The following is a 19,972-nucleotide window of genomic DNA, read 5'->3' as shown; positions in this document are numbered from 1 at the left end:
TGACATGTCCAGTGTTCGCCAGGCGCAGCCGTAGCGCCGCCGCCCCCGTCTTCACGAAGCTTTGCCCCACCGGTACGGAGCTCAGGTACCGGCAGAAGGAGGGGCCAGGTCAATGCGAACAAGAAGATCGACGCTGCTCGGCGTCGCGCTCGCCGCGACACTCGTCGCGACCGTCGGCGCGAGCGCGCACGGCAAGCCGCCGTCGCCTGCCGGCGAGGTAACCGCCGCCGTACCGCCGCCGTCGAAGGCGGCACGGGTCACCCTCGTGACCGGTGACGTGGTCACGGTGACGACGCAGGGCGGCAAGCCGGCGATCACCGTCACCCCGCACGACGGCCCGGTCGGCAACTTCCGCACCTACTCGGTCGGCACCGACGTGTACGTCGTGCCGTTGGCTGTCGAGCCGCTCATCGCGTCCGGCCAGGTCGACACACGGCTGTTCAACGTCACGGGCCTGATCGCGCAGGGCTACGACGACGCGCACGCCACGTCGATCCCGCTGATCGTGAAGTACCCGGCCCGGGCGGCGGGCAAGGCCGCACCGGCCGCCCCCGCCGGCAGCCGGATGAAGCGGAACCTGCCCAGCGTCCGGGGCGCCGCCATCGCCGCTGACAAGAAGCAGGCCGCCACGTTCTGGGAGGCCGTCGACGACGACACCGCCAGGGCCCGTACCCCCAAGGCCCGGCTCGCCGGGGGCATCGAGCGGATCTGGCTGGACGGCAAGGTGAACGCCCTGCTCGACGAGAGCGTGCCGCAGATCGGCGCGCCGGCCGCGTGGGCCGCCGGATACGACGGCACCGGCGTGAAGGTCGCCGTGCTGGACACCGGCGCGGACCTGAACCACCCGGACCTGGCCGGCAAGGTCGCTGAGAGCCAGAGCTTCGTGCCGGGTGAGTCCGTCCAGGACGGGCACGGGCACGGCACCCACGTCGCCGCCACGATCGCCGGCACGGGCGCGGCCTCCGGCGGCAGATACAAGGGCGTCGCGCCCGGCGCGCAACTCCTCGTCGGCAAGGTGCTGAGCGACGCGGGTGGCGGCGAGGAGTCGTGGATCATCGCCGGGATGGACTGGGCGGCCCACTCGGGCGCGAAGGTCGTCTCGATGAGCCTGGGCGGCCCGGCCGGCGACGGAGGCGACCCGATGTCCGAGGCGGTCGACCGGCTGACGGCCGAGACGGGCGTGCTGTTCACCATCGCGTCCGGAAACTCCGGGCCCGGGGCGACGACTGTCGGCTCGCCCGGCATCGCCGCGTCGGCGCTGACGGTCGGCGCCGTGGACCGCGCCGACGCGGTCACCTCCTTCTCCAGCCGTGGCCCGCTCGCCAGCGGCGCCCTCAAGCCGGAGATCACCGCCCCCGGCGCGAACATCGTCGCCGCCCGGGCGGCCGGCACCAGCATGGGCACCCCCGCGGGCGACCACTACACCGCCGCCAGCGGCACCTCCATGGCCACCCCGCACGTGGCGGGTGCGGCCGCGATCCTGGCCCAGCAGCACCCGGACTGGACTTCGGCGCGGCTGAAGGGCCAGCTCGTCAGCACGGCGAAGACCACGGCGGACACCTCGGTGTACGCCCAGGGCGCCGGCCGCACCGACGTGAGCCGCGCCGTGCGGCAGACCGTGTCCGGGCCCGGCGTGGTCGACTTCGGCATGCAGGCGTGGGAGTCGACCGCCCCGGTCGCCAAGCAGATCACCTACGTCAACGACGGCGACCAGCCGGTCACCCTCGCGCTGGCGACCAAGGGCGCGGACGGGCAGTTGCCGGCCGGGGCGCTGACGTTGGGCGCCGACACGGTGACCGTGCCGGCCCGCGGCACGGCCGACGTGACGGTCACCGCCAACCCCGGCGTGGTGCCGGTCGGGACGTACGGCGCGCACGTCACTGCCGCCTCCGCCGACGGCGGGACGGTCGTGACGACGGCCGTCGGTTTCGTCCGGGACCCGCAGCGCTTCAACGTGAGCGTGAAGCTGACGGACCTGGACGGCAAGGCGCCGGCGTCCACCTACAGCAGCATCTGGGTCTTCGATCTCGACAATCCCGGGCCCGCCGACATCCACTTCATCCTCGGCGCCGAGGGCACCCTGGAGCTGAGGCTGCCCCGCGGCGAGTACGCCTTCGCATCGGGTACCTACCGGTTCACCCCTGACTACCTGCAGGTCCGGGACCACGTCTACGGCGCGGAATCAGGCGTGCTCGTCGACTCCGACCGCACCATCACCTTCGACGGCAGCAAGTCGAGCCAGGTCGGCATCCAGACGCCCAAGCCGAGCCAGCCGCAGCGCGTCCGGCTGGGGATGTCGCTGCTGAAGGACGACAAGTCGCTCATGTACGGGATGCAGACCGAATTCAACGGCCACACGAAGCTGCACGCCATCCCGTCGCAGCTCAAGGACGAGAACCTCGAGCACCGGCTGGCCTGGACGCTGACGGCGCCGTCGTTGGAGGCGCAGCTGGTGAGTCCCGGAGCCTTCCCGATCACGCCGGAGTACGTCGGCGGCTGGGTCGGCTCCGCGCGCTTCGACGGCACCCAGGTCCTGCGCGTCGTGGACGCCGGCATCGGACGGTCGCAGGACTACGCGGGCAAGGCCGTCAAGGGCAAGCTGGCGCTGGTCCGGCGCAGCGACGAGGTCCCCCCGTCGCAGCAGATCACGAACGCGGCGGCGGCCGGCGCCGGCATGATCATCATCTACAACGACATCCCCGCCGAGTGGGGTACCGACGTCTACCGGACGGCGCCGACCGCCATCCCGGCCATGACCCTCTCCGGCGAGCAGGGCGCTCGACTGGCCGGTCTCGCTCGCCGCGGCGACGTCATGATCCAGCTCAAGGGGACGGCGGTGAGCCCGTACTCCTACGAGCTGCTCAAGTACCAGCACGGCATCTCGGCCGACCAGCGCTACCAGGTCAGCGCCGCGGAACTGGCCACGGTCGACACGTCCTTCCACGCCTCGACGCCCGGCACCGAAGCGGGCTACGCCCGGTTCCTCACCTCGCCGCTGCAGTCCTTCATCGTCATGACCCTCATCCGGACGACCATGCCGAGGTCCCTCACCGAGTACGTCACCGCCGGCCGGCCGACGTGGGAGCTGATGGCACCGGCCGGCGTGTGGGAGCCGTTGCCCGGCTTCCAGCAGACGGCCACGTCGGTGTTGCAGCCCGGGCAGCGACTGACCCGGGCATGGAACAAGCCCGTCGTCCGGTCCGCCATCCCCGCCGACCACCCCGAGGGAGCCGTCCGGATCGGCGACGTGGGCGTCGTGCTGAACACCGGCCTCCTGGACGCGGCGACCGGCCAGTACTGGACGATGCCGAACAACACCGACAAGGCACTGACCGCCGTGTACCGCGACGGCCAGTTGCTCGGGTCCGCTCCGGCCGCGGCGGTGGCCTTCCCGATGACGCCCGAGCGTGCCGAGTACCGCGTGGTGACGGACGTACGGCGGGACCAGCCGTGGTGGACGACCTCCACCAAGGTGAACACCGCCTGGACGTTCCACTCCCAGCCGGGCGGCGACCGGGCGCTTCTGCCGGTGCTGTCGGTCGGTTACGACGTCGACGTCGCTCTCGACAACAGCGTGCAGGCGCAGTCGACGGCCGACATCAGCCTCGACTTCTGGTACCCGAAGGGCCTGGCCGGCCCGCGGATCCGCGAGGCGAAGCTGTGGGCCTCCTACGACGACGGCGCCACCTGGCAGCAGGTGACCGTCACCGCCGGGGGTGACGCCACCGTCAAGGGCGCCGTCAAGAGCCCGGCGCTGGCCGACACCAACGGATTCGTCTCCCTGCGGGTGCAGGCCACCGACGCCGACGGCAACACCGTCGAGCAGACCGTGACCCGCGCCTACAAGCTGCGGGGATAACCGTCCCACGGTCGCCCCCGCCCGCGCCGCGGGCGGGGGCGACCGGCAGTCCCGGTCAGGGCGAGATGAGCCCCGACCGGGCGGCGTACCAGGCCAACTGCATGCGGCTGTCCGTCCCGGCCAGCTTCATCAGCCGCTGGATCCGGCGCTGCACCGTGCGTTCGCTGGTCCCGAGCCGGCTGGCCACCGTCTTGTCCGGCATCCCGGAGAGCAGGTACGTCAGCAGCGCGACGTCGACGTCGTCCCACGCGGGAGACCCCTCGGCGAGACCCGTGGCGGTGAGCCGCAACGGCGTGGCCGCCTGCCAGACCCGTTCGAAGAGGGCCACCAGCAGGTGCACCAGCGCCTGACCCCGTACCAGGAGGAACCCGGGATGGACGCTCGTCTGGTCGGGCAGCATCGGCAGCAGCACCGTCTCCCGGTCCACGATGATCATCTTGCTGGGCAGCTCGGCAGCGATCCTGATCTCGTACCCGCTCTTGAGGAACCTGCCGATCTCGGCGGGGGTACGCGGATCGTCGAGGGCGGCGCGCTCGTACACGTAACGGTAGGCGGGCACGTCGGTGGAGACCTCGAGGTCGCCGTCCAGCACGTACGGAGGCCGGAAAAACGCCATTATCTCCCGTTTCGCGCCCCGCTCCATGTTGTCGATCCAGGTGGCGAGCTCCTCTGGGGTGGTCAGCGCCTCCACCTCACCCACGGTCGAGGTCGCCCCGGTCCGGTACACCTGCACCAGTTCCCCCAGCCTGCCCTGGACCTGTTGCAGTGTGGCCTGACGCTGGACGATGAGGGTGCCGAGCCCGACGTCGGGTGGTACGACGGTGTACAGGCCGCCGTCGTCGCCGGTGACCAGGCCGAGCGCGACCAGTCGCGCCATCGCGGCTGTCACCGCCGGCGCCGCCATCTGCACCGCCTCCGTGAGATCCGTGACGGTCGCCCGGCGGCGGCGCAGCAGCTCCACGTAGACCGCTTCGTCCTGCTCGCCGATCCCGAGCCCACGCAGCATTCTCATCCCACTTCCCGCCCCCGCCCTCCGGGCGCCGGCCACGTAAGGACCGGCCAGCCAGTATTGCCCTGACCCCGCCGGGCCGTCCAGACCCTTCGCCCGCCACCCCCGCCCAGCGTGCCGCCGGGGGAAGGAGGCGGATCGGGTTGTCATGCGGGCGTGACGGTTCGCCCTGTGGCGGGACGATCGGTGCTGGCCGGCATGGTGACGTGCCGGGGGAGCCGTGCGGCATCACCGGCACTGGCTCTCGTGCCCGCCGGGCCGATGGACGAGCGCGTCCAGGGACGGCAAGAGCGCCGGCCCGCTCGCACGAGAGAAGCCGGCGTTCCTACCTGACGTTGCGGTCGGCCCCGGACCGGTCCAGGCCGGACACCGGCCGGCGGCCTCAGCCTCCGCAGCCGGTGCTGATGTCGAACTCCGTGATGATCCAGCCGCCGTCCTGCTTCTTCCAGGTCACCGCGGCGAAGTTCGGCTGGAAGTCGCCGCTCGCGTCCTTCGGACAGGCCCCCAGCATCGCGAAGAACTGGTTGGGGTACTCGACCTTGCCGTACATCGTGGGCCCCCACTCCTTCGGCGGCGGACCCGACTGCTGGCTGGCGAAGGAGTCCACCACCCCCTCGCAGGTCGTGCCCTCGGCGTCCTTCCACCGCCTCATCTCCCTGATGAACTTGTCCGCGGCGTCGGGAGTCATCAGTGAGCACACCCGAGGCCCGTCGGCGGCGTAGATGGCCTTCATGACCGCCGCGTACGAGTCTTCCGGGGACTTCGGGATGCCGGTGTCACTGTCGCCGCCAGTCTCGTCCTGGCCGCCGCCGCAGGCGGACAGCAGCGCGACGGCGACCAGCGGCAGCGCGACCTTTGCAACGCGAAGACGCAAGAGGGGTCTCCTTCGTAGTGCTTGACGATGCGGGGACGCAGGCATGCCGGGCGCGCGTCCACCGGCGTGAACCAGGCCCAAGATCATATTGCAATGATCTTGCGGGTTCGCCACCGCGTCACCGTTCGCGCTTCGCCGCTGGCGGCGTCCCGACCTCGCATGTCAGTCATGATCCCGAGACGGACCGCCGTGGCGGTGGCCGTACCATATGGCGGCAGTCGAGCGAGGATGGACGGTTTGGACGGGTTCAAGGTCGAGGTGAACGCGTTGCGTTCCATGGGGACACGGATCGAGGGCATCAGGGGCGACATCAACGCAGCCGAGCAGCGACTCAGGTCGGGAGACCCTGGCGACCTCGGATCTGGCGACCTGGACGACGCCGCCGAGGAATTCGTCGACCGCTGGGGCAGCACGCTCGACAAGATGGCCGCGGGAATGCAGGGCATGCAGAACAGGCTGACGTTGTCCGCCGACCGGTACTCGCAGACCGACCTCGGCAACGCCAAGTACTTCAAGGGCGTGCCGGAGCCTGATCTGGCTCCGAAGGGGAACTGACTCGTGCTCGACCTGTTCAGCTTCGCATCCGGGAACTACCCCGCCCTGGATTTCGACCCTGCGCCCGGAAGCCCCGAGAACGTCGCGGCCTTCACCGCCGTCCTGACGTACGCCGCGGGCAGGATGCAGGAGGCCAGGGGTGAGATCGACGCGGTGGCTCGTGACGTCGGCGGCTGGGAAGGCCAGGCGGCCGAGGGTTTCCGCCACCGCCTCCACGGATTCCCGAAGAAGCTGGACGAAGCCGCCAGCACGATGATCAGTGCCGCGAACCTGCTGCAGCAGTGGAAGCAGGATCTCGTCACGCTGCAGACGAAGGCCCGCGCCTACGAGCAGGACGCCGCAGCGGCCAAGAAGAAGGTGGAGGCGGCCGAGGACGATCCGGCGCTCAGCCTCGTCGGTCAGCTCTTCCACAACGACCTGGACCTCGCCGCCGCCCAGGCCAAGGTCAACGCCGCCACCCGGCGGCTCGAGACAGCACAGGGCGAGTACGACGACATCGCCGCGAGCGCCAAGACCCTGAAGGGGTACCACGAGGAGTTGTCGGCGGAGGTCGCGAGGAAGCTCGGCCGGCTCGCCGAGTCCGCCAGCGATCCTGGGCTGCTCACGGAACTCCTGGACGACCTGAGCGCGCCGTTCGACGCGCTCGGGGACCGGATCACGAACAACGCGAACCGGATCGCCAACCTGGGCGACGTCTTCGGCGACATCGCCATGGGCACCGGCATCCTGTCGCTGCTCATGATCGGCGCCGGCACCCTGCTCTCCGGGACGGTGATCGGCGCCCCGCTGGGCGGGGCGCTCATCATGATCGGCGGCAGCGGTCTGGGTGCCAGCACGATCCTCGGGGTCGGCGCCCTCGTTCTGCATGGCACCGCCTGGCTCGGCGGCGGCGACGTGTCCGCCCAGGACCTGACCTTCGACATCGCCGGAGCCGTCACCATCGGCCTCGGAAGGCTGATGCAGCCGGCCCTCGAGGGACTCGACGACGTCAGTCGCGGCGTGACCGAGGCGTTCTTCGACGGAAGCTGGCAGTCGAGCGCGAACTCGATGCAGCAGGAGGACATCGCCAACCACGTCGACGACTACTGGCAGGACGGCTGGTACGACATCTCGGCCGCCATGGAGCGGGCGTGGAGCCTGGGCGCGGGCGAGGACGACGCCGCACAGCAGGAGAAGGCGGAACAGTTGCAGGAAGCGAAGAAGGCGGTGGCCCACTAGTGCTCCCGCCCACCGAGAAGGCGCCGCCCGCGCTGCCCCGCGTCAGATTCGCCGTGCCCTCCTGGTTCCACGCGGTGCCCATGCACCCCGACCCGGACGAGCGCCGGCAGGCTCTGTTCGAGCTCGCCGCCCGGGTCCTGCCACACGGCGCCCCCGACCAACGTCTGTTGCTGGCCGCACTGTACGACCGGCAGGTCGTCGAGTTGAGCCGCTACCCGCTGCTCTACTACGGGTTCAGCTGCCTGGCGGTGGACGGCAAGGCAAGCGTGTCTTCCCTGTTGGCCGCCCTGGAACCCACGGAGCAGCAGGACGCGAACCTCGCCGCGGAGCAGTTGGCCGCGCGGTTCGAACGCGAGGCGGGCCCGTACCACCGGGTGGAGCGACGTGACCTGCCGTGTGGTCCGGCGGTGGTCGTGCTGGCCGGTTCCAGCACGCCGATCCCCACGCGGCTCGGCGCGCAGCCGGAACCGGCCGTCGTCCCGGTCGCCTACGCCCAGGCGGTCGTGCCCCTGCCCGACGCGCCGTACCTCCTGGTCCTACGCCTCACCACCCCGAGCCTCGCCGACTGGGCGGAGTACTGCCAGACGATGGTCTCGATCCTGCGCAGCATCCGGTTCGAACAGCTCGATCCGGCGCCCTGACCGGCCCGCTTCCCGTGGCCAGGATCGCCGCCACCTGGCAGCCCCTTCACGCCACGCCGGTTCTGCGGTCCCGTCCGATGAACGCGACCGTCAGCGGTCGGCGGCCGAGCGTACGCTCGCTGCGTCGACGAGGCGCCGGCAACCGTGGTCCTGTGCCGGCGACGCGCAAGGAGCAGGTGAGTTGAACGCCACGTGGCGGGGGTGGGTGGGGCTGGCGCCGGGCCGGATCTACTACCGCGGCGAGATCGGTGCGGCAGGGATGCATTCGCACCACGCGGTGCAACTGCTCGTCGCCCGCGACACCGTCCTGGTGCTCCGGGGCGCCGACGGCACCGACCATTCCTGCCGTGCGGCGCTGATTCCGGCGAACACCGCGCACGCCGTCGTCCAGGGTGCGGCGGACGGCCTGCTCGCGTTGATCGACCCGGTGTCCAGTCTCGGCCGGCTGCTCGACCGCGGCGGATCGCGATCCGCTTCGGCCGCGCGGTGGCGGCTGGATCCGCCTCCACCACCCCCGGCCCGCGACGTCTCGTCGGCGGAGGCGATCGACGCCGTGATCCGGTCCGTGCTGAGGGGCGAGATCCCGACCGCGCGCCCGCGGCACGCCGCCGTGGCCGAGGCGGTGAATCTTGTCCCTACCCTGCTGCCCGGCAAGGTGGGGCTCGGCGAGGTGGCGCGAGCCGTGCACCTGTCGCAGAGCAGGCTGTCGCACCTGTTCCGGCAGGAACTGGGGCTGCCGTTCCGTGCCTACGTGCGGTGGGAACGGCTGCGTACGGCCCTGCTGCTGTTGTCGTCGGGCGGGTCCCTGACGCAGGCCGCACACGAGGCCGGCTTCGCCGACTCCTCCCACCTGACCAGGGTGTTCCGGAGCATGTTCGGATTGGCGCCGTCCGAGCTGCTGCGGGGGCTGCGGTGGGAGGGTCAGCAGGTTCGTCCAAGCCCTGGACGCGGCGCCGCGGAATCGTGGGGGCCGTGACAGAGATTCTCATCATCGGTGCGGGCCAGGCCGGTCTCGCCGCAGGGTACGAGTTGCGCCGCGCCGGATTCGACGTCCTTCTGCTGGACGCGGGCACGCGGGTCGGGGACGCGTGGCGGAACCGTTGGGACTCGCTGCGGCTGTTCACCCCGGCGCGGCACAGCGCCCTGCCCGGCCTGCCGTTCCCCGCTCCGCCCGGCCACTACCCCAGCAAGGACGAGGTGGCGGACTACCTGGCGGCCTATGCCGAACACCATGCCCTGCCCGTCGAGCACGGCGCGGCCGTACGGCTGCTGCGCCGGACCTCCGAGGGCGCCTTCGAGGCCGTCACGGCCGACGGAGTCCGCACGGCGCGTGCCGTGGTCGTGGCGACCGGCCCCTTCCAGATCCCCCACGTCCCGGCGCTGAGCGATGGCCTGGCCCCGGAACTGGTCCAGTTGCACAGCGTCGCGTACCGGCGCCCCGCCGACCTTCCCGATGGCCCCGTCCTGGTGGTGGGGGGCGGCAACTCCGGCATGCAGATCGCCGCCGAGCTGGCGGCATCGAGGTCCGTCACGTTGTCGCTCGGGACGCGGCAACCGGTCCTTCCGCAGCGCCCCTTCGGCGTCGACATCTTCACCTGGCTGGACGTCCTCGGGGCGGTACGGGCCCCCGCCGAGGGCTGGCTGGGACGGCGGATCCGGGCGCGGGACCCCCTGATCGGGGCCGGTCCGCGTGCCCTGCGCCGACGGGGTGTCCGGGTCGTCGGTCGCGTGACCGGCGCGCAGGGCCGAACACTGCGGACGGCCGACGGACAGGAGCTGACGCCTTCCGTCGTGGTCTGGGCGACAGGCTTTCGCGCCGACTTCGGCTGGCTGCGGGTGCCCGGCGCCGTCGACCCGGCCGACGGGCTGCCCGTCCACGTCGAGGGCGTGAGCCCGGTGCCCGGCCTGTGTTACGTCGGCCTGCCGTTCCAGCGCAACAGGGGATCCGCGTTGCTCGGCTGGGTCGGCCGGGACGCCGCCGTGATCAGCCGCCGGCTGCGCGCGTCCACCCGTACGACATGGCGGGGTCCGCACCCCGAGTCACCCGGCGGCGGATCGGGTGACGGCCCCACCGCCGCGCCCGCCGAGCCAGCCGCCCGCGCCTGACCCACCTCCGCCAGCGGGCGACGTGGGATCTACGGCCCGAGCGGGGCTGCACAGCCCTGGAAGCGCCGGGGCCGGGGCGGCCGTCGCGTCCGGCGGGGAGCCGGATCCGCGGCCTGGGTTCCCGGCATGTGGACCGGTGGTAACGGAATCGGGCTCGGTGCCGCCCTGAGAAGGGGCCGGTGTTGCCGATCCGGTTCCTGGCCGGGGTGGGCACCTCCCGAACAGGGTCGCCCAACCCACCCCGGCCACCGTCGCAGGTGGGTCGCACAGTGCCGGGCCCCGCGGGCGGGGTGGTCAGTGAGCGTGGGCCTTGGCGGTGAGCACGTGGGTGACCAGGGTGGTGAGAACGTACTTGGTCGACTCCCGGTCCCGCGCGTCACAGAGGACGACGGGGACCGAGGGCGGCAGCTCCAGCGCGTCGGAAACCTCTTCCGGCAGATATCTGGGTGCGCCGTCGAAACAGTTCACGGCGACCACGAAGGGTGTGCCGCGCTGTTCGAAGTGGTCGATGACGGGAAACGAGTCGGGCAGCCGGCGGGTGTCTGCCAGGACGACCGCACCCAGCGCGCCGCGCGTCAGCTCGTCCCACATGAACCAGAACCGGTCCTGACCCGGGGTGCCGAACAGGTACAGGGCAAGTCGCGGACTGAGCGTGATCCGCCCGAAGTCCATGGCGACGGTGGTGGTTCGCTTGGCTTCGACGCCCGCGGTCGAATCGACCCCGACCGACCGGTCGCTGAGACTCTCCTCCGTACGGAACGGGCGCACCTCGCTGACCGAGCCGACCAGCGTGGTCTTACCACTGCCGAACCCGCCGGCGATGAGAATCTTCAGCGAGGCCGGCTCCTGCGACGATGCCTGGGTTTCAGAGTCTCTGAAGACCATCGAGCAGTTCCTCCAGAAGATGCACACTGGCGTGCAGTGCGCCGTGGTTCGGCGGGCGAATGGTGATCAGTTCCAACTCGTGGAGATCGGCGAGCAGGACGCGGAGCACGCCCAGGGGCAGGTCGAGGTCGGCGCCGACCTCGACCACGGCAGTCGGCCGCGCGCACAACCGCAGGATCGCGAGATGCTCCGGGCCGAGATACTGGCTGCTGGCGGGATGGACGTCGGCGGCGGCGATCACACTGAGCAGATCCAGAGAGATCTTCGCAGCGTGGGTCCTGCCGGAGGTCACGCCGTAGAGTCGCACCAGGGGCCCTGCCTCGTCGTCGAGCCACTCGTTGCCTCCGGACGACCTCCGCCATGCCGCCATCAGAGGTCACCTGGTCTCGTACGCAGCGTTCTCGTACCTCGGAAGGATCGCCATGTGCTCACCCATCCGACGTACCAGCATCGACATCTCGTAGGCGATCAGGCCCGCGTCCGCGTCGGGCTCAGCCACGACGGCCAACCGGGCGCCGGCGCCGGCGGCCGTCACGAACAGGAAGCCACGAGTCAGATCCACCACCGTCCGGCGAACCTCACCGCAGTCGAAGTGGTCGCCCGCCCCGTTGGCGAGACTGTGGAAACCAGCCGCGACGGCACTGAGGTGGTCGGCGTCGTTGCGATCCAGATTTCTGGTACGCGCCACGAGGAGACCGTCACCGGACAGGATGACTGCGTGCCGGACGGCGGGGGCCCGGTCCGCGAAGCTGTCCAGCAGCCAGGCGAGGCCGCCAGCGTCCGCAGCCGTCTCAGTCATTCTGATCACTCTCCCGTGCGGGTGTGGACGACGGCGCACCGAAACTCACGCCGGCGTCATTATCGGTTCTGGATGTTGAGGGGCGCATCCCGTCCCAGCCCAGCTGGATGGCGGACATCAGTGACCGGACCTCCTCGGGGTTCCGGTCGTGCGCAGGTTCGGGCCGTGCGGGCGTGGCCCCCGCGCGGCGGGAACCGGCCCGAGGCTGTGGGGCGGCTGCTGCCTGGCGGGAACGTCGGGGCAGCGCCGGCCGGTCGATGTCGGGAACGACCTCCACCGGATTACGCGGGGCCGGCGGCAAGCTCAGCGCGGGCAGGTCCAGCGCCGGTCTCGCTGGCGTGTCGCCACCGGGCGGCCCGGGCAGCGACCAGGCCGCCGCCGTTTGCGGGCCTGACGTGCCTGCCACCGGCGAGCCGCGATGGCGCGTCGCCTCGGACGGAGCGCGGTTGGTGCCGGCCGCGTCCCGTCGCGGGGGATGCGGGTCGGCTCCGGCGAGCCGCCCGACCGGCACCCGCTCGACAGGGCTGTCGGCGTCGACATCGGCGAGCAGGGCGGGAGGCAGCAACACGATCGCCGTGGTGCCGCCGTAGGGCGAGCCGCGCAGCGAGACGCGGATGCCCTGCCGCGCGGCGAGCTGACCGACGACGAACAGCCCGAGCTGGCTTCCGTCTGTCAGGTCGAACTCCGGCGGATCCGCGAGCTGCGAATTCAGCTCTGCCATCACGGCCTCGCTCATGCTCACACCGGCATCCTCGACCTCGACCACGAAGCCGTTGGCCGCCCGCATGCCCCGCACCTGCACCTGCGTGTCGGCGGGCGAGTACAGTGCGGCGTTCTCGATGAGCTCGGCGAGCAGGTGGATGAGGTCGGCAACCACCGGGCCGACGATGCCCACCGACGGCGGCATGTGAACGGTGACCCGCGGGTAGTCCTCCACCTCGGTAACCGCCGCGCGCACCACGTCCCGCAGCGGCACCGGGCTGCTCCATCCCCGGCCCGGCGCCTCACCGGACAGGATGATCAGGCTTTCGGCGTGCCGGCGCATTCTGGTGGCCAGGTGGTCCAGGGAGAACAACTGGGCAAGCTGATCGGGGTCGTTGCTCTGCCGTTCGATCTGATCCAGCAGCTTGAGCTGGCGGTGCAGCAGCGTCTGGTTCCGTCGCGCCAGATTGACGAACACCCGGGACACGCCCTGTCGGAGCTGCGCCTCGCCGCTGGCTGCCTCGATGGCAACCCGATGGACCCGGTCGAACGAGCCGCTCAGGTCGTCGAGTTCCTTGGTGCGGGGCCGCTCGAAGGCTCGGCCCTCGGCGAACTCGTCGGGGTCGGCGACCGTGCCGGCACGAAGGCGCTGCACCAGTTCCGGCAACCGTACGGTCGCGACGTCATCCATCCGGTTGCGGAGCAGGGTGCTCTCCCTGATCAGGGTCCGGCCGATGCGAATCGACACGCTCACCAGCGCGATGACGCCGAGAAGACCGAATCCCGTGGCGATGGCGGCCCGCAGCAGGACCCAGCGGGCGATCGGCTCGGCGCTGGTGCCCAACATCGTGGCGGTCCTGAGTTCGAAGGCGTGCATCTCGTCGAGCACGGCCTTCGCCGCGGCGTCCCATTCCGCCGCGGTCACCTTGATGCGGGTGCCGGGCCGCGTCTGCGCAACGGTCTCTTCCAGCGTGCGCAGCCGATTCATGGCCTCGCTGCTCGCGATCCTGTTGTACTCCGCCGCGACGTCGGCAGGCAGGTTGGGCAGCGCCGTGGCGTACGAACCGTTGACCGCGCCGATGTTGGTGACCAGGGCGTACCAGTCGTCGCGGGTGAGGGCCCCGGCGGCGATCGCGGCGGACACCCGGGCGTCCACTTCCTCGAGCAGCGCTCGGGAGCGGGTGAGGCGGGACAGTGCCTCACCAGAACTGTGCACCGTTCTGTCGTCGACACCCGTGAGGGAGTTCAGAATACGAATACCGTTGTCGATGGCGGCGTTGTAGTAGGAAAAGACCTGCGTCGGTGCTGCCGTGCCACTGTCAATCGCAGATCGCTGACCGGACAACTGCCCGAGGCGGGCATCCATTTCCTGCGCCAACTGATTGGCGGATCCCTCGCCGATCCTGCCAATCACATCCATCGCGTCGTCGCGGAATTTCTCGGCGGCCTGGTCCGTGACGGCGCGCGCCTTGTCGAGTGCGGATCGGTTCGTGCCACGGTTTGCCAGATACACCACTGACGCTTTGCGTTCGGCGCTCAGCGCAGAATCCAGCGCGTCGGTGGGCACGCCGATCTCCAGATTCCGCTGCTGGCTCTGGCTGGTCGACACGGCACCCGGGACGGTGAGGTACATGCCGAAGGCCCACAGCGGAAGGAGCGTCGCGAACGCCACCACCAGCAGCGACCAGATCTGGAAACGTACCGACCGACGGTGCGGGCGCCGTCTGTCGCCGCCGGGCCGAGGCGTGTCCGACCCGGTGGCGCCCGTCGATGTTCGACGGCGGGCAGATTCATCAGGCAACGGTCCGGGCTCCCGTGGCGGGGAACCCGGGTGACGGCCGCCGCCCGGGTCGGAGACGAAAGATCAACACCGCTAGAGCATAAGGGCCTGTCAAGACCCTGAACAGTGCGACCGAGAGTAGTCGGGGGAGTCGACACCGTCACATCGGTCGTGATGTGGCGCGGCGCGTGTGCGCTACGTGAACCGAGGCGTGCTCGGCGGGATCCGGGCCGGCGCGCGTATTCAAAATGGGTGCACGAAGCGTGGTGGAAGCGTCACGGATTTCGCGAGGTCGCGCCGGTGTTGCCCCGAAGAAGTGTGTCGGCGGTGGGGCGGGAGGGTGAATCAGTGTTCTCGTGGTGGCCAATTCCTGTTTCCCCTCGGCGGGTTTCGGGCGGCGTGGTCGAGCGTCTTCCCGCCGAGTGGGGTGAGACCCCTGTCCGCGTTCACGCCGGGCGCCGTGCCGGCCGCTGCCGCTGCGGCGGGTCTCCTGCCGGAGGGCCGCCGAACCGATTGACAATCGATAGGTTCCGAGTGATAGTCGATGTATGTTCACCGAGCATCGAGCGGTGGCTCCGCTCCGAGTCTTCCTCGTGTTGCTGTTCGGGATCCTGGTCCTCTTCCAGACCATGTCGCTGCCCGGCCAGTTCGCGCACATGGCCAAGGAGTCCCCGGATCTCGCCTACCTCAGGTGGCCGATGACCGCCATCACGGTGTTCTGGGTGTTGTGCATCCAGGTGGTGATCGTGTCCACCTGGAAGTTGCTCACTCTGGTCAGGAACGACCGCATCTTCAGCGACGCATCCATGGGGTGGGTGAACGCGATCGTGTGGGCGATCGCCGCCGCCTGGGTGGTGCTTCTGGGCGTGTTTCTCTACGTCGGTTTCAGAGCGACAGATCCCGGGCTGCCCCTCCTGCTGTTCCTGATGCTGGTGGGTGTCGCCGTGCTGGGGCTCCTGATGGTGGTGATGCGCGCCCTGCTGCGGCAGGCCACGACGCTGCGCACCGACATGGAAGCGGTGATCTGATGCCCATCGTCGTCCGCATCGACGTCGAACTGGCGAAACGCAAGATGAGCGTCGGTGAGTTCGCCGAGCGCGTCGGGCTCACGCCGGCGAACGTGGCCGTGCTGAAGAACGGTCGTGCCAAGGCCGTCCGTTTCAGCACCCTCGAAGCCATGTGCCGGGTGCTGGACTGCCAGCCCGGTGACCTGCTCGAGTGGGTCGAGGAATGAGACGTCACGGTGCACCGCATGCCACGCACCGAGGGCGAGGCACCCCTCAGCCCCGGCGCGCGGTGCGGATCCCTGCCAGGATGCCCACGAGTGCCGTCGCTGCGGCGGCCTGCGAGACCCCCACGGCCACCACCAGGCTCGCCGCGGAGTGTTCGTACAGTCCCCCCGCGGCAGCGCCACCGGCCAGGGCGCCCGCACCCTGCACGGCGGCGAACACCCCGTACGCCGTGGCTCGCCGCGCAGCGGGCACGAGATCGGCCACGAGAGCCTTGACGGTGGAGTCCTGCACACCCACGGCGGCGCCCCAGACCAGCACCCCGGCCGTCGCCAGCAGTGGGCCTCCGCCGAACGTCAGAGCGGGCACGGCAGCAATCAGCGCGGGAAGCACCACCAGCACCCACGGGCCGGCCCGGTCGTAGATCAGGCCAGTCACCAGCGCGGCGAGCGCACCCGCGCCCATCGCCGCCGCGTACAGCAGCGGCACCGTGGCGGTCGCGACGACGCCGGCGCGTACGAGGTGGAAACCGATCAGCCCGAACGTCACCAGGCCCGCGGTGCACAGCGCCATCGCCGCCGCGAACCAGTGGAAGCGGGCCGGCAGCGACACCCGGCCCGCTGGACGGGCGGGTGGGCGCGGTGCGGCGTCGCCCTGGGGCGCGTCGGCCGGTGCGGGGGCAGCCACCCGGGCCCGCACGACGACCAGCAGCAGCATGGTGACGGCCCCGGGTACGGCAAGTGCGGCCAGTCCCGGCCACAGCGTTCCCGCGGCCAGCGCGACGACTCCGGCGACGAGCAGCGGACCCGCGAAGGCGCCGACCTGGTCCAGTGCCTTGTGCACGCCCAGACCCCGACCCAGTCCCACGCGTGCGGCGGCGTCGGCGAGCAGGGCCGACTTGGCCGGGCTGCGGATCGCCTTGCCCAGCCGTTCGGCGATGATCAGCGCCGCGGCGACGGCCATGCCGGCGCCACCGAGCAACGGGGTGACGGCGAGCAGCGGCACGCAGAGCGCGGTCAACGCGTACCCGAGGATCGTCAAGGACCAGTAGCGGCGGGTCCGGTCCGCCAGCGGCCCGGACACCAGACGCAGCAGCAACGCCGCAGCCTCACCGGCCCCGGTGACCAGCCCGACCGCGACCGCCGAGGCGCCCAGCGAGGCCAGCAGCGGCCCGTACACCGACCGGGCGCCCTCGTACACCATGTCCGCGGCGAGGCTGACCACCCCGAACCCGACGACAACCCGCCACGGCGACCACCCGCGCCCGGCCACGTCGGACGTGCCATCGATCCCGCCCCGCGCCAGGCGTCGACTCAACACCCGACCCGCCACTCGACCTCCCCGCACCGTCTGCCCGTCGAGAACCCCGCGTACGACGTCGAAGCCCGCGGCCCGACGCGACCCGCCACGGTGTGGATACCAGTTCGACCCCAGGACCGCGTCACCGGCTCCTCCTCGTCCGGCCGACGCGGTCCGGCCGGACGCGACGTGGCTGCAGCCGGGCCCGACCTGGTCGCAGGCCAACTGCAACCGCCCCCTGCGGGTCACGGACGTGTGGGTCAACCTGGCCGACCGACGGTGCCGCGCGACGCAGCGGAGGCCCGTACACCCTTCCAGGGCCTCCGCTGCGCCAACCTCCCGCCGGCGCGCGGATCCCGGTCGAGTCACCGGCCTCCCGACGTCAGGAGAGGCGCTCGATCGTCGCGGGGACCAGGCCGTGGCAGCGGGCCACGTCGGTGACCTGGCGCAGCACCCAGCGCAGCCCGTCACCACCGGCCGGGTCGGACGTCACGTCGATGCTCCACGCGACACCGCCGACCCGGCGGAGCTGCCAGAGGTGGTTCGTGTCGTTGACCCGCAGCCGGCCGGTGCCGACCACGCCAGGCTCCGTCGCGTCCGTGCCCGAGGCGCCGCCGAGCCGCAGCAACGCCGACAGGCGGGCGACCGCGTCGCCGTCGGGTTCACCGGCGAAGAGCACCCGGTGAACCGCCGGGCCGGTGCCCAGCCGCAGCGGTGTACCGGCCCCCAGCGGGACGTCGTCGCCGAAGTGCCGGCGCAGCGCGTCATCGTCCGGCAACGCCCCGCCGCCGAGCCGGGCGTACGCCGCTTCCGCCCCGGGGCGGTTCACGGCCGTCAACCGGGAGCGCAGGCGCGGGTCCGCGCGGACCGCCCGCACGAACGCGGCCGAACTCCACCAGCCGGCGTCCGCCGCCGTCCAACAGGCACTGCGCAGCCGTACGGCCGACAGGTCGTCGTCCAGCACGAACTCCTCGACCAACAGCCCCGCCCCCGTCGCGTCATCCCCGCCGGTCGCTTGCAGCAGGTAGTAGTGGAGCAGCGCGGTGTTCGCGGGCGGCGTCGGCGTTACCTGGGTCATCCCGGGACGATACTGCCCGATCAGGCCGCATGGTCGACGGGCTCGTCGAGTCCGTCGATTCCGCCCGGGCCGGCGGTCATCGGGGCATGGCCCGATGGCAGCGGGCCAGTTCCGCGCGCAGGTCGCGTCGCAGCGACCGGTCCAGGTCGGGCTGGGTGAGCGCGTGGGTGAAGTCCCGGGCGGCTTCTTCCCACCGTCCCAGCCGCATCAGCGCCGTGCCTCGGTTGTAGCGGGGGACAGGTGCCGCCGACAGCGCCACCGCCCGGTCCAGGTCGGCCAGGGCGGCGGGCACGTCACCGCGTTCGAACCGGATCGCGGCACGGTTCGTCCACGCCTCGACCAGCTCCGGATCCCCGGCCAGCGCCTGGCTGAGCAGGTGGTCGGCCTCGGCGAGGCTGCCCCGCTCCGAGCGGATCAGCCCCAGGGTGCACAGCAGTGCGGGCTCCTGCGGGGCCAGCGCCAGCCCGGCCCGCGCGTCCGTCTCGGCCTGTGCGAACGCGTCGCGTCGGACGTGCAGGTTGACCAGGGCGATCCGGGCGTCGAGATGCCCGGGGTCGATCGCCAGCACGCGTTCCAGGTCGTCACGCGCCCGCCCGGAACGGCCCTGCTCCTGGTGGAGCATGGCCCGGTTGTAGTACGCCTCCGGCAGGTGCGGTCCCAGACGGATCGCGGTGTCGTAGTCCCTGATCGCGGCCCGTGGCCGCCCCGCCGCCCGGTGCAGGGCGGCCCGGTCCACGTAGTACTCGCAGTTGTCGGGGTCGTGGGCGATCACGGTGTCGAGGTCCGCCAGGGCCTGCGCCGGATCGCCCAGGGCGAGGTGCACCTGCGCCCGGTTGTGGCGTAGCCGGGCCAGGTCCTGTGGGCGCTCGCCGGGGGCGAGCACCTCGGTCAACCGGGCCAGCCCGTCGTCGATCAGCCGTAGCGCGGCGGCGGGATCGCCTTCCCTGCTGTCCAGCAGGGCCAGGCCCTGCTCGTAGAAGACGGTGGACAGCACCCGCTGCCGCGGGTCGTCCAGCCCGGCGGCGAGGTGGAGCGCCTTCTCCAGCCAGTGCCGCGCCTGCGCCGGGTCCTGGTCGGCGGCCGGCAGGTGCCGGGCGTACAGCATGGCGGTGGCGTACGCGGCCGACATGGCGATCTTGGGGTTGTCGGTGGCGGCGCGTGCTTCGTGGTAGAGGCCGAGGGCATCGGTGGCGCGGTCGAGCGCCGCCAGGGCGGTGGCCAGGCCGGTGGTGAACGCCCACCAGTGCCGCAGGTCGCCGTCGGGGGTCACCGCGGCGCGTCCGCGTCGGGCGGTTCGGGCCGCGTGGTGGTAGAAGCCGCGGGCCAGGCTGTCGCCCAGGGCCGTGCGCATCGCCTCCGGCGTCGGGGTGGCCGGCACCGGCGGACGGGGACCACTGTCGTGCAGGTGGAGGCGCACGGGGGACGGCCCGAGTCGGCGGGTCAGCGTCTCCAGCAGCTCGCGGGTGGTTTCGTCGGCGCTTCCGACGTGGGTGAACCGCACCGTGACCGGGCGGCGGAGCCGGTCTGCCCAGGCCGCCACGAACTCGGCCGCGCCGTAGGCCAGGTAGGCGGTGCGTCGGGCGGGATGGAACCGGATCGGCTCCTCCTCGGCGGCCGGTCGTGCCGCGCCGTCCAGCCCGGGGGCGATGGCGTGCAGCTCGACCCTGTGGCGGGACGCCAGGCGGGGGCGGTCGGCGGCGACTCGGCCGAGGAAGGCCCCGACCCCGGCGTACGGCCCGTGGTCGCGGTGGCAGCTGTAGCCGCCCGGCTCGTCGGTCAAGGCCGGGCCGATCGCCGCAGGGGCGGGCGCCCGGGGGCGCCCGCCGGGTCGGCTGCTACCAGCACCACTCGATCCAGAGCCGGCGGGCACCGGACAGCAGCCGCAGCGAGCTCTTGCGGCGGACGGTCATCTTCCTCACGAGGCGCCTCCATTGTGGA

17 protein-coding genes are annotated in these 19,972 nt (G+C 71.5%); 8 read left to right on the top strand and 9 right to left on the bottom strand.

The genetic code is table 11. From position 1 onward, the window contains the following. Window positions 1-112: 112 nt before the first annotated feature. The gene (locus tag ABT006_RS21250; RefSeq protein ID WP_350708832.1) at window positions 113-3,859 is read left to right on the top strand and encodes a S8 family serine peptidase; all 3,747 of its coding nucleotides are present in this window, start codon (window positions 113-115) and stop codon (window positions 3,857-3,859) included. Between the two features lie 55 nt (window positions 3,860-3,914). Here the strand turns inward: ABT006_RS21250 and ABT006_RS21245 are convergent, their stop codons facing one another. Together ABT006_RS21245 and ABT006_RS21240 are read right to left on the bottom strand one after the other, a co-directional pair. Further along, entirely contained in the window at window positions 3,915-4,871 is a 957-nt protein-coding gene (locus tag ABT006_RS21245; protein WP_350708830.1) for a helix-turn-helix domain-containing protein, read from the bottom strand. A 379-nt stretch (window positions 4,872-5,250) separates the two neighbouring features. Continuing rightward, complete coding sequence (locus ABT006_RS21240) at window positions 5,251-5,742, bottom strand: hypothetical protein (RefSeq protein ID WP_350708828.1); 492 nt, start codon at window positions 5,740-5,742, stop codon at window positions 5,251-5,253. A 228-nt stretch (window positions 5,743-5,970) separates the two neighbouring features. On the opposite strand from ABT006_RS21240, the gene ABT006_RS21235 reads away from it, so the two are divergent. The 5 genes from ABT006_RS21235 (at window position 5,971) to ABT006_RS21215 (ending at window position 10,262) form a co-directional block, all read left to right on the top strand. Next, window positions 5,971-6,297 (top strand): WXG100 family type VII secretion target, encoded by a 327-nt coding sequence (locus ABT006_RS21235; protein ID WP_350708827.1) that lies wholly within the window; start codon window positions 5,971-5,973, stop codon window positions 6,295-6,297. Between the two features lie 3 nt (window positions 6,298-6,300). Further along, window positions 6,301-7,515, top strand: a complete 1,215-nt coding sequence (locus ABT006_RS21230; RefSeq protein ID WP_350708826.1) for a hypothetical protein — start codon at window positions 6,301-6,303, stop codon at window positions 7,513-7,515. Beyond that, entirely contained in the window at window positions 7,515-8,156 is a 642-nt protein-coding gene (locus tag ABT006_RS21225) for a hypothetical protein (protein ID WP_350708824.1), read from the top strand. The genes ABT006_RS21230 and ABT006_RS21225 overlap by 1 nt, the downstream gene beginning before the upstream one ends. Before the next feature lie 181 nt (window positions 8,157-8,337). After that, window positions 8,338-9,132: a helix-turn-helix transcriptional regulator gene (locus ABT006_RS21220; RefSeq protein ID WP_350708822.1), complete on the top strand. Its 795-nt coding sequence runs from the start codon at window positions 8,338-8,340 to the stop codon at window positions 9,130-9,132. Then, the gene (locus ABT006_RS21215; protein WP_350708820.1) at window positions 9,129-10,262 is read left to right on the top strand and encodes a flavin-containing monooxygenase; all 1,134 of its coding nucleotides are present in this window, start codon (window positions 9,129-9,131) and stop codon (window positions 10,260-10,262) included. The genes ABT006_RS21220 and ABT006_RS21215 overlap by 4 nt, the downstream gene beginning before the upstream one ends. A gap of 294 nt (window positions 10,263-10,556) precedes the next feature. Here ABT006_RS21215 and ABT006_RS21210 read toward each other — a convergent pair whose 3' ends face one another. The 4 genes from ABT006_RS21210 to ABT006_RS21195 are packed head-to-tail and all read right to left on the bottom strand — an operon-like array spanning window position 10,557 to window position 14,323. After that, on the bottom strand, window positions 10,557-11,147 hold the full coding sequence (locus ABT006_RS21210; RefSeq protein ID WP_350708818.1) for a GTP-binding protein: 591 nt from the start codon (window positions 11,145-11,147) through the stop codon (window positions 10,557-10,559). Continuing rightward, a complete protein-coding gene (locus ABT006_RS21205) occupies window positions 11,128-11,517 on the bottom strand; it encodes a DUF742 domain-containing protein (protein ID WP_350708816.1) in 390 nt (129 codons plus the stop codon). The genes ABT006_RS21210 and ABT006_RS21205 overlap by 20 nt, the downstream gene beginning before the upstream one ends. A 6-nt stretch (window positions 11,518-11,523) precedes the next feature. Then, window positions 11,524-11,946: a roadblock/LC7 domain-containing protein gene (locus tag ABT006_RS21200; RefSeq protein ID WP_350708814.1), complete on the bottom strand. Its 423-nt coding sequence runs from the start codon at window positions 11,944-11,946 to the stop codon at window positions 11,524-11,526. Beyond that, entirely contained in the window at window positions 11,939-14,323 is a 2,385-nt protein-coding gene (locus tag ABT006_RS21195) for a sensor histidine kinase (protein WP_350708812.1), read from the bottom strand. Before ABT006_RS21195 ends, ABT006_RS21200 begins: the two co-directional genes overlap by 8 nt. A 653-nt stretch (window positions 14,324-14,976) precedes the next feature. On the opposite strand from ABT006_RS21195, the gene ABT006_RS21190 reads away from it, so the two are divergent. After that, complete coding sequence (locus tag ABT006_RS21190; protein WP_350708810.1) at window positions 14,977-15,456, top strand: DUF2975 domain-containing protein; 480 nt, start codon at window positions 14,977-14,979, stop codon at window positions 15,454-15,456. Next, window positions 15,456-15,662, top strand: coding sequence for a helix-turn-helix domain-containing protein (locus ABT006_RS21185; protein ID WP_091094605.1), 207 nt, complete (start codon window positions 15,456-15,458; stop codon window positions 15,660-15,662). The genes ABT006_RS21190 and ABT006_RS21185 overlap by 1 nt, the downstream gene beginning before the upstream one ends. 46 nt (window positions 15,663-15,708) lie before the next feature. Here ABT006_RS21185 and ABT006_RS21180 read toward each other — a convergent pair whose 3' ends face one another. The 3 genes from ABT006_RS21180 to ABT006_RS21170 form a co-directional block, all read right to left on the bottom strand. Then, complete coding sequence (locus tag ABT006_RS21180; protein WP_466022763.1) at window positions 15,709-16,860, bottom strand: MFS transporter; 1,152 nt, start codon at window positions 16,858-16,860, stop codon at window positions 15,709-15,711. A gap of 478 nt (window positions 16,861-17,338) precedes the next feature. Next, window positions 17,339-18,034 carry a hypothetical protein gene (locus ABT006_RS21175; RefSeq protein ID WP_350708808.1) on the bottom strand — a complete coding sequence of 232 codons (696 nt, stop codon included), beginning with the start codon at window positions 18,032-18,034 and terminating at the stop codon, window positions 17,339-17,341. Between the two features lie 76 nt (window positions 18,035-18,110). Further along, entirely contained in the window at window positions 18,111-19,814 is a 1,704-nt protein-coding gene (locus ABT006_RS21170; RefSeq protein ID WP_350708806.1) for a tetratricopeptide repeat protein, read from the bottom strand. Window positions 19,815-19,972 lie beyond the last annotated feature (158 nt).

Origin of the sequence: Micromonospora sp. NPDC002717, assembly GCF_040295705.1 — a bacterium.
Taxonomy (GTDB): domain Bacteria; phylum Actinomycetota; class Actinomycetes; order Mycobacteriales; family Micromonosporaceae; genus Micromonospora.
This window is presented reverse-complemented; position numbering and strand designations above follow the sequence as displayed.

Excerpts from the sequence above, each read along its gene's own strand:
- ABT006_RS21180 (WP_466022763.1), bottom strand. The coding sequence starts at position 16,860 with ATGGTGTACGAGGGCGCCCGGTCGGTGTACGGGCCGCTGCTGGCCTCG.
- ABT006_RS21235 (WP_350708827.1), top strand. The coding sequence starts at position 5,971 with ATGGACGGTTTGGACGGGTTCAAGGTCGAGGTGAACGCGTTGCGTTCC.
- ABT006_RS21205 (WP_350708816.1), bottom strand. The coding sequence starts at position 11,517 with ATGGCGGCATGGCGGAGGTCGTCCGGAGGCAACGAGTGGCTCGACGAC.
- ABT006_RS21210 (WP_350708818.1), bottom strand. The coding sequence starts at position 11,147 with ATGGTCTTCAGAGACTCTGAAACCCAGGCATCGTCGCAGGAGCCGGCC.
- ABT006_RS21185 (WP_091094605.1), top strand. The coding sequence starts at position 15,456 with ATGCCCATCGTCGTCCGCATCGACGTCGAACTGGCGAAACGCAAGATG.
- ABT006_RS21250 (WP_350708832.1), top strand. The coding sequence starts at position 113 with ATGCGAACAAGAAGATCGACGCTGCTCGGCGTCGCGCTCGCCGCGACA.
- ABT006_RS21190 (WP_350708810.1), top strand. The coding sequence starts at position 14,977 with ATGTTCACCGAGCATCGAGCGGTGGCTCCGCTCCGAGTCTTCCTCGTG.
- ABT006_RS21175 (WP_350708808.1), bottom strand. The coding sequence starts at position 18,034 with ATGACCCAGGTAACGCCGACGCCGCCCGCGAACACCGCGCTGCTCCAC.
- ABT006_RS21200 (WP_350708814.1), bottom strand. The coding sequence starts at position 11,946 with ATGACTGAGACGGCTGCGGACGCTGGCGGCCTCGCCTGGCTGCTGGAC.
- ABT006_RS21245 (WP_350708830.1), bottom strand. The coding sequence starts at position 4,871 with ATGAGAATGCTGCGTGGGCTCGGGATCGGCGAGCAGGACGAAGCGGTC.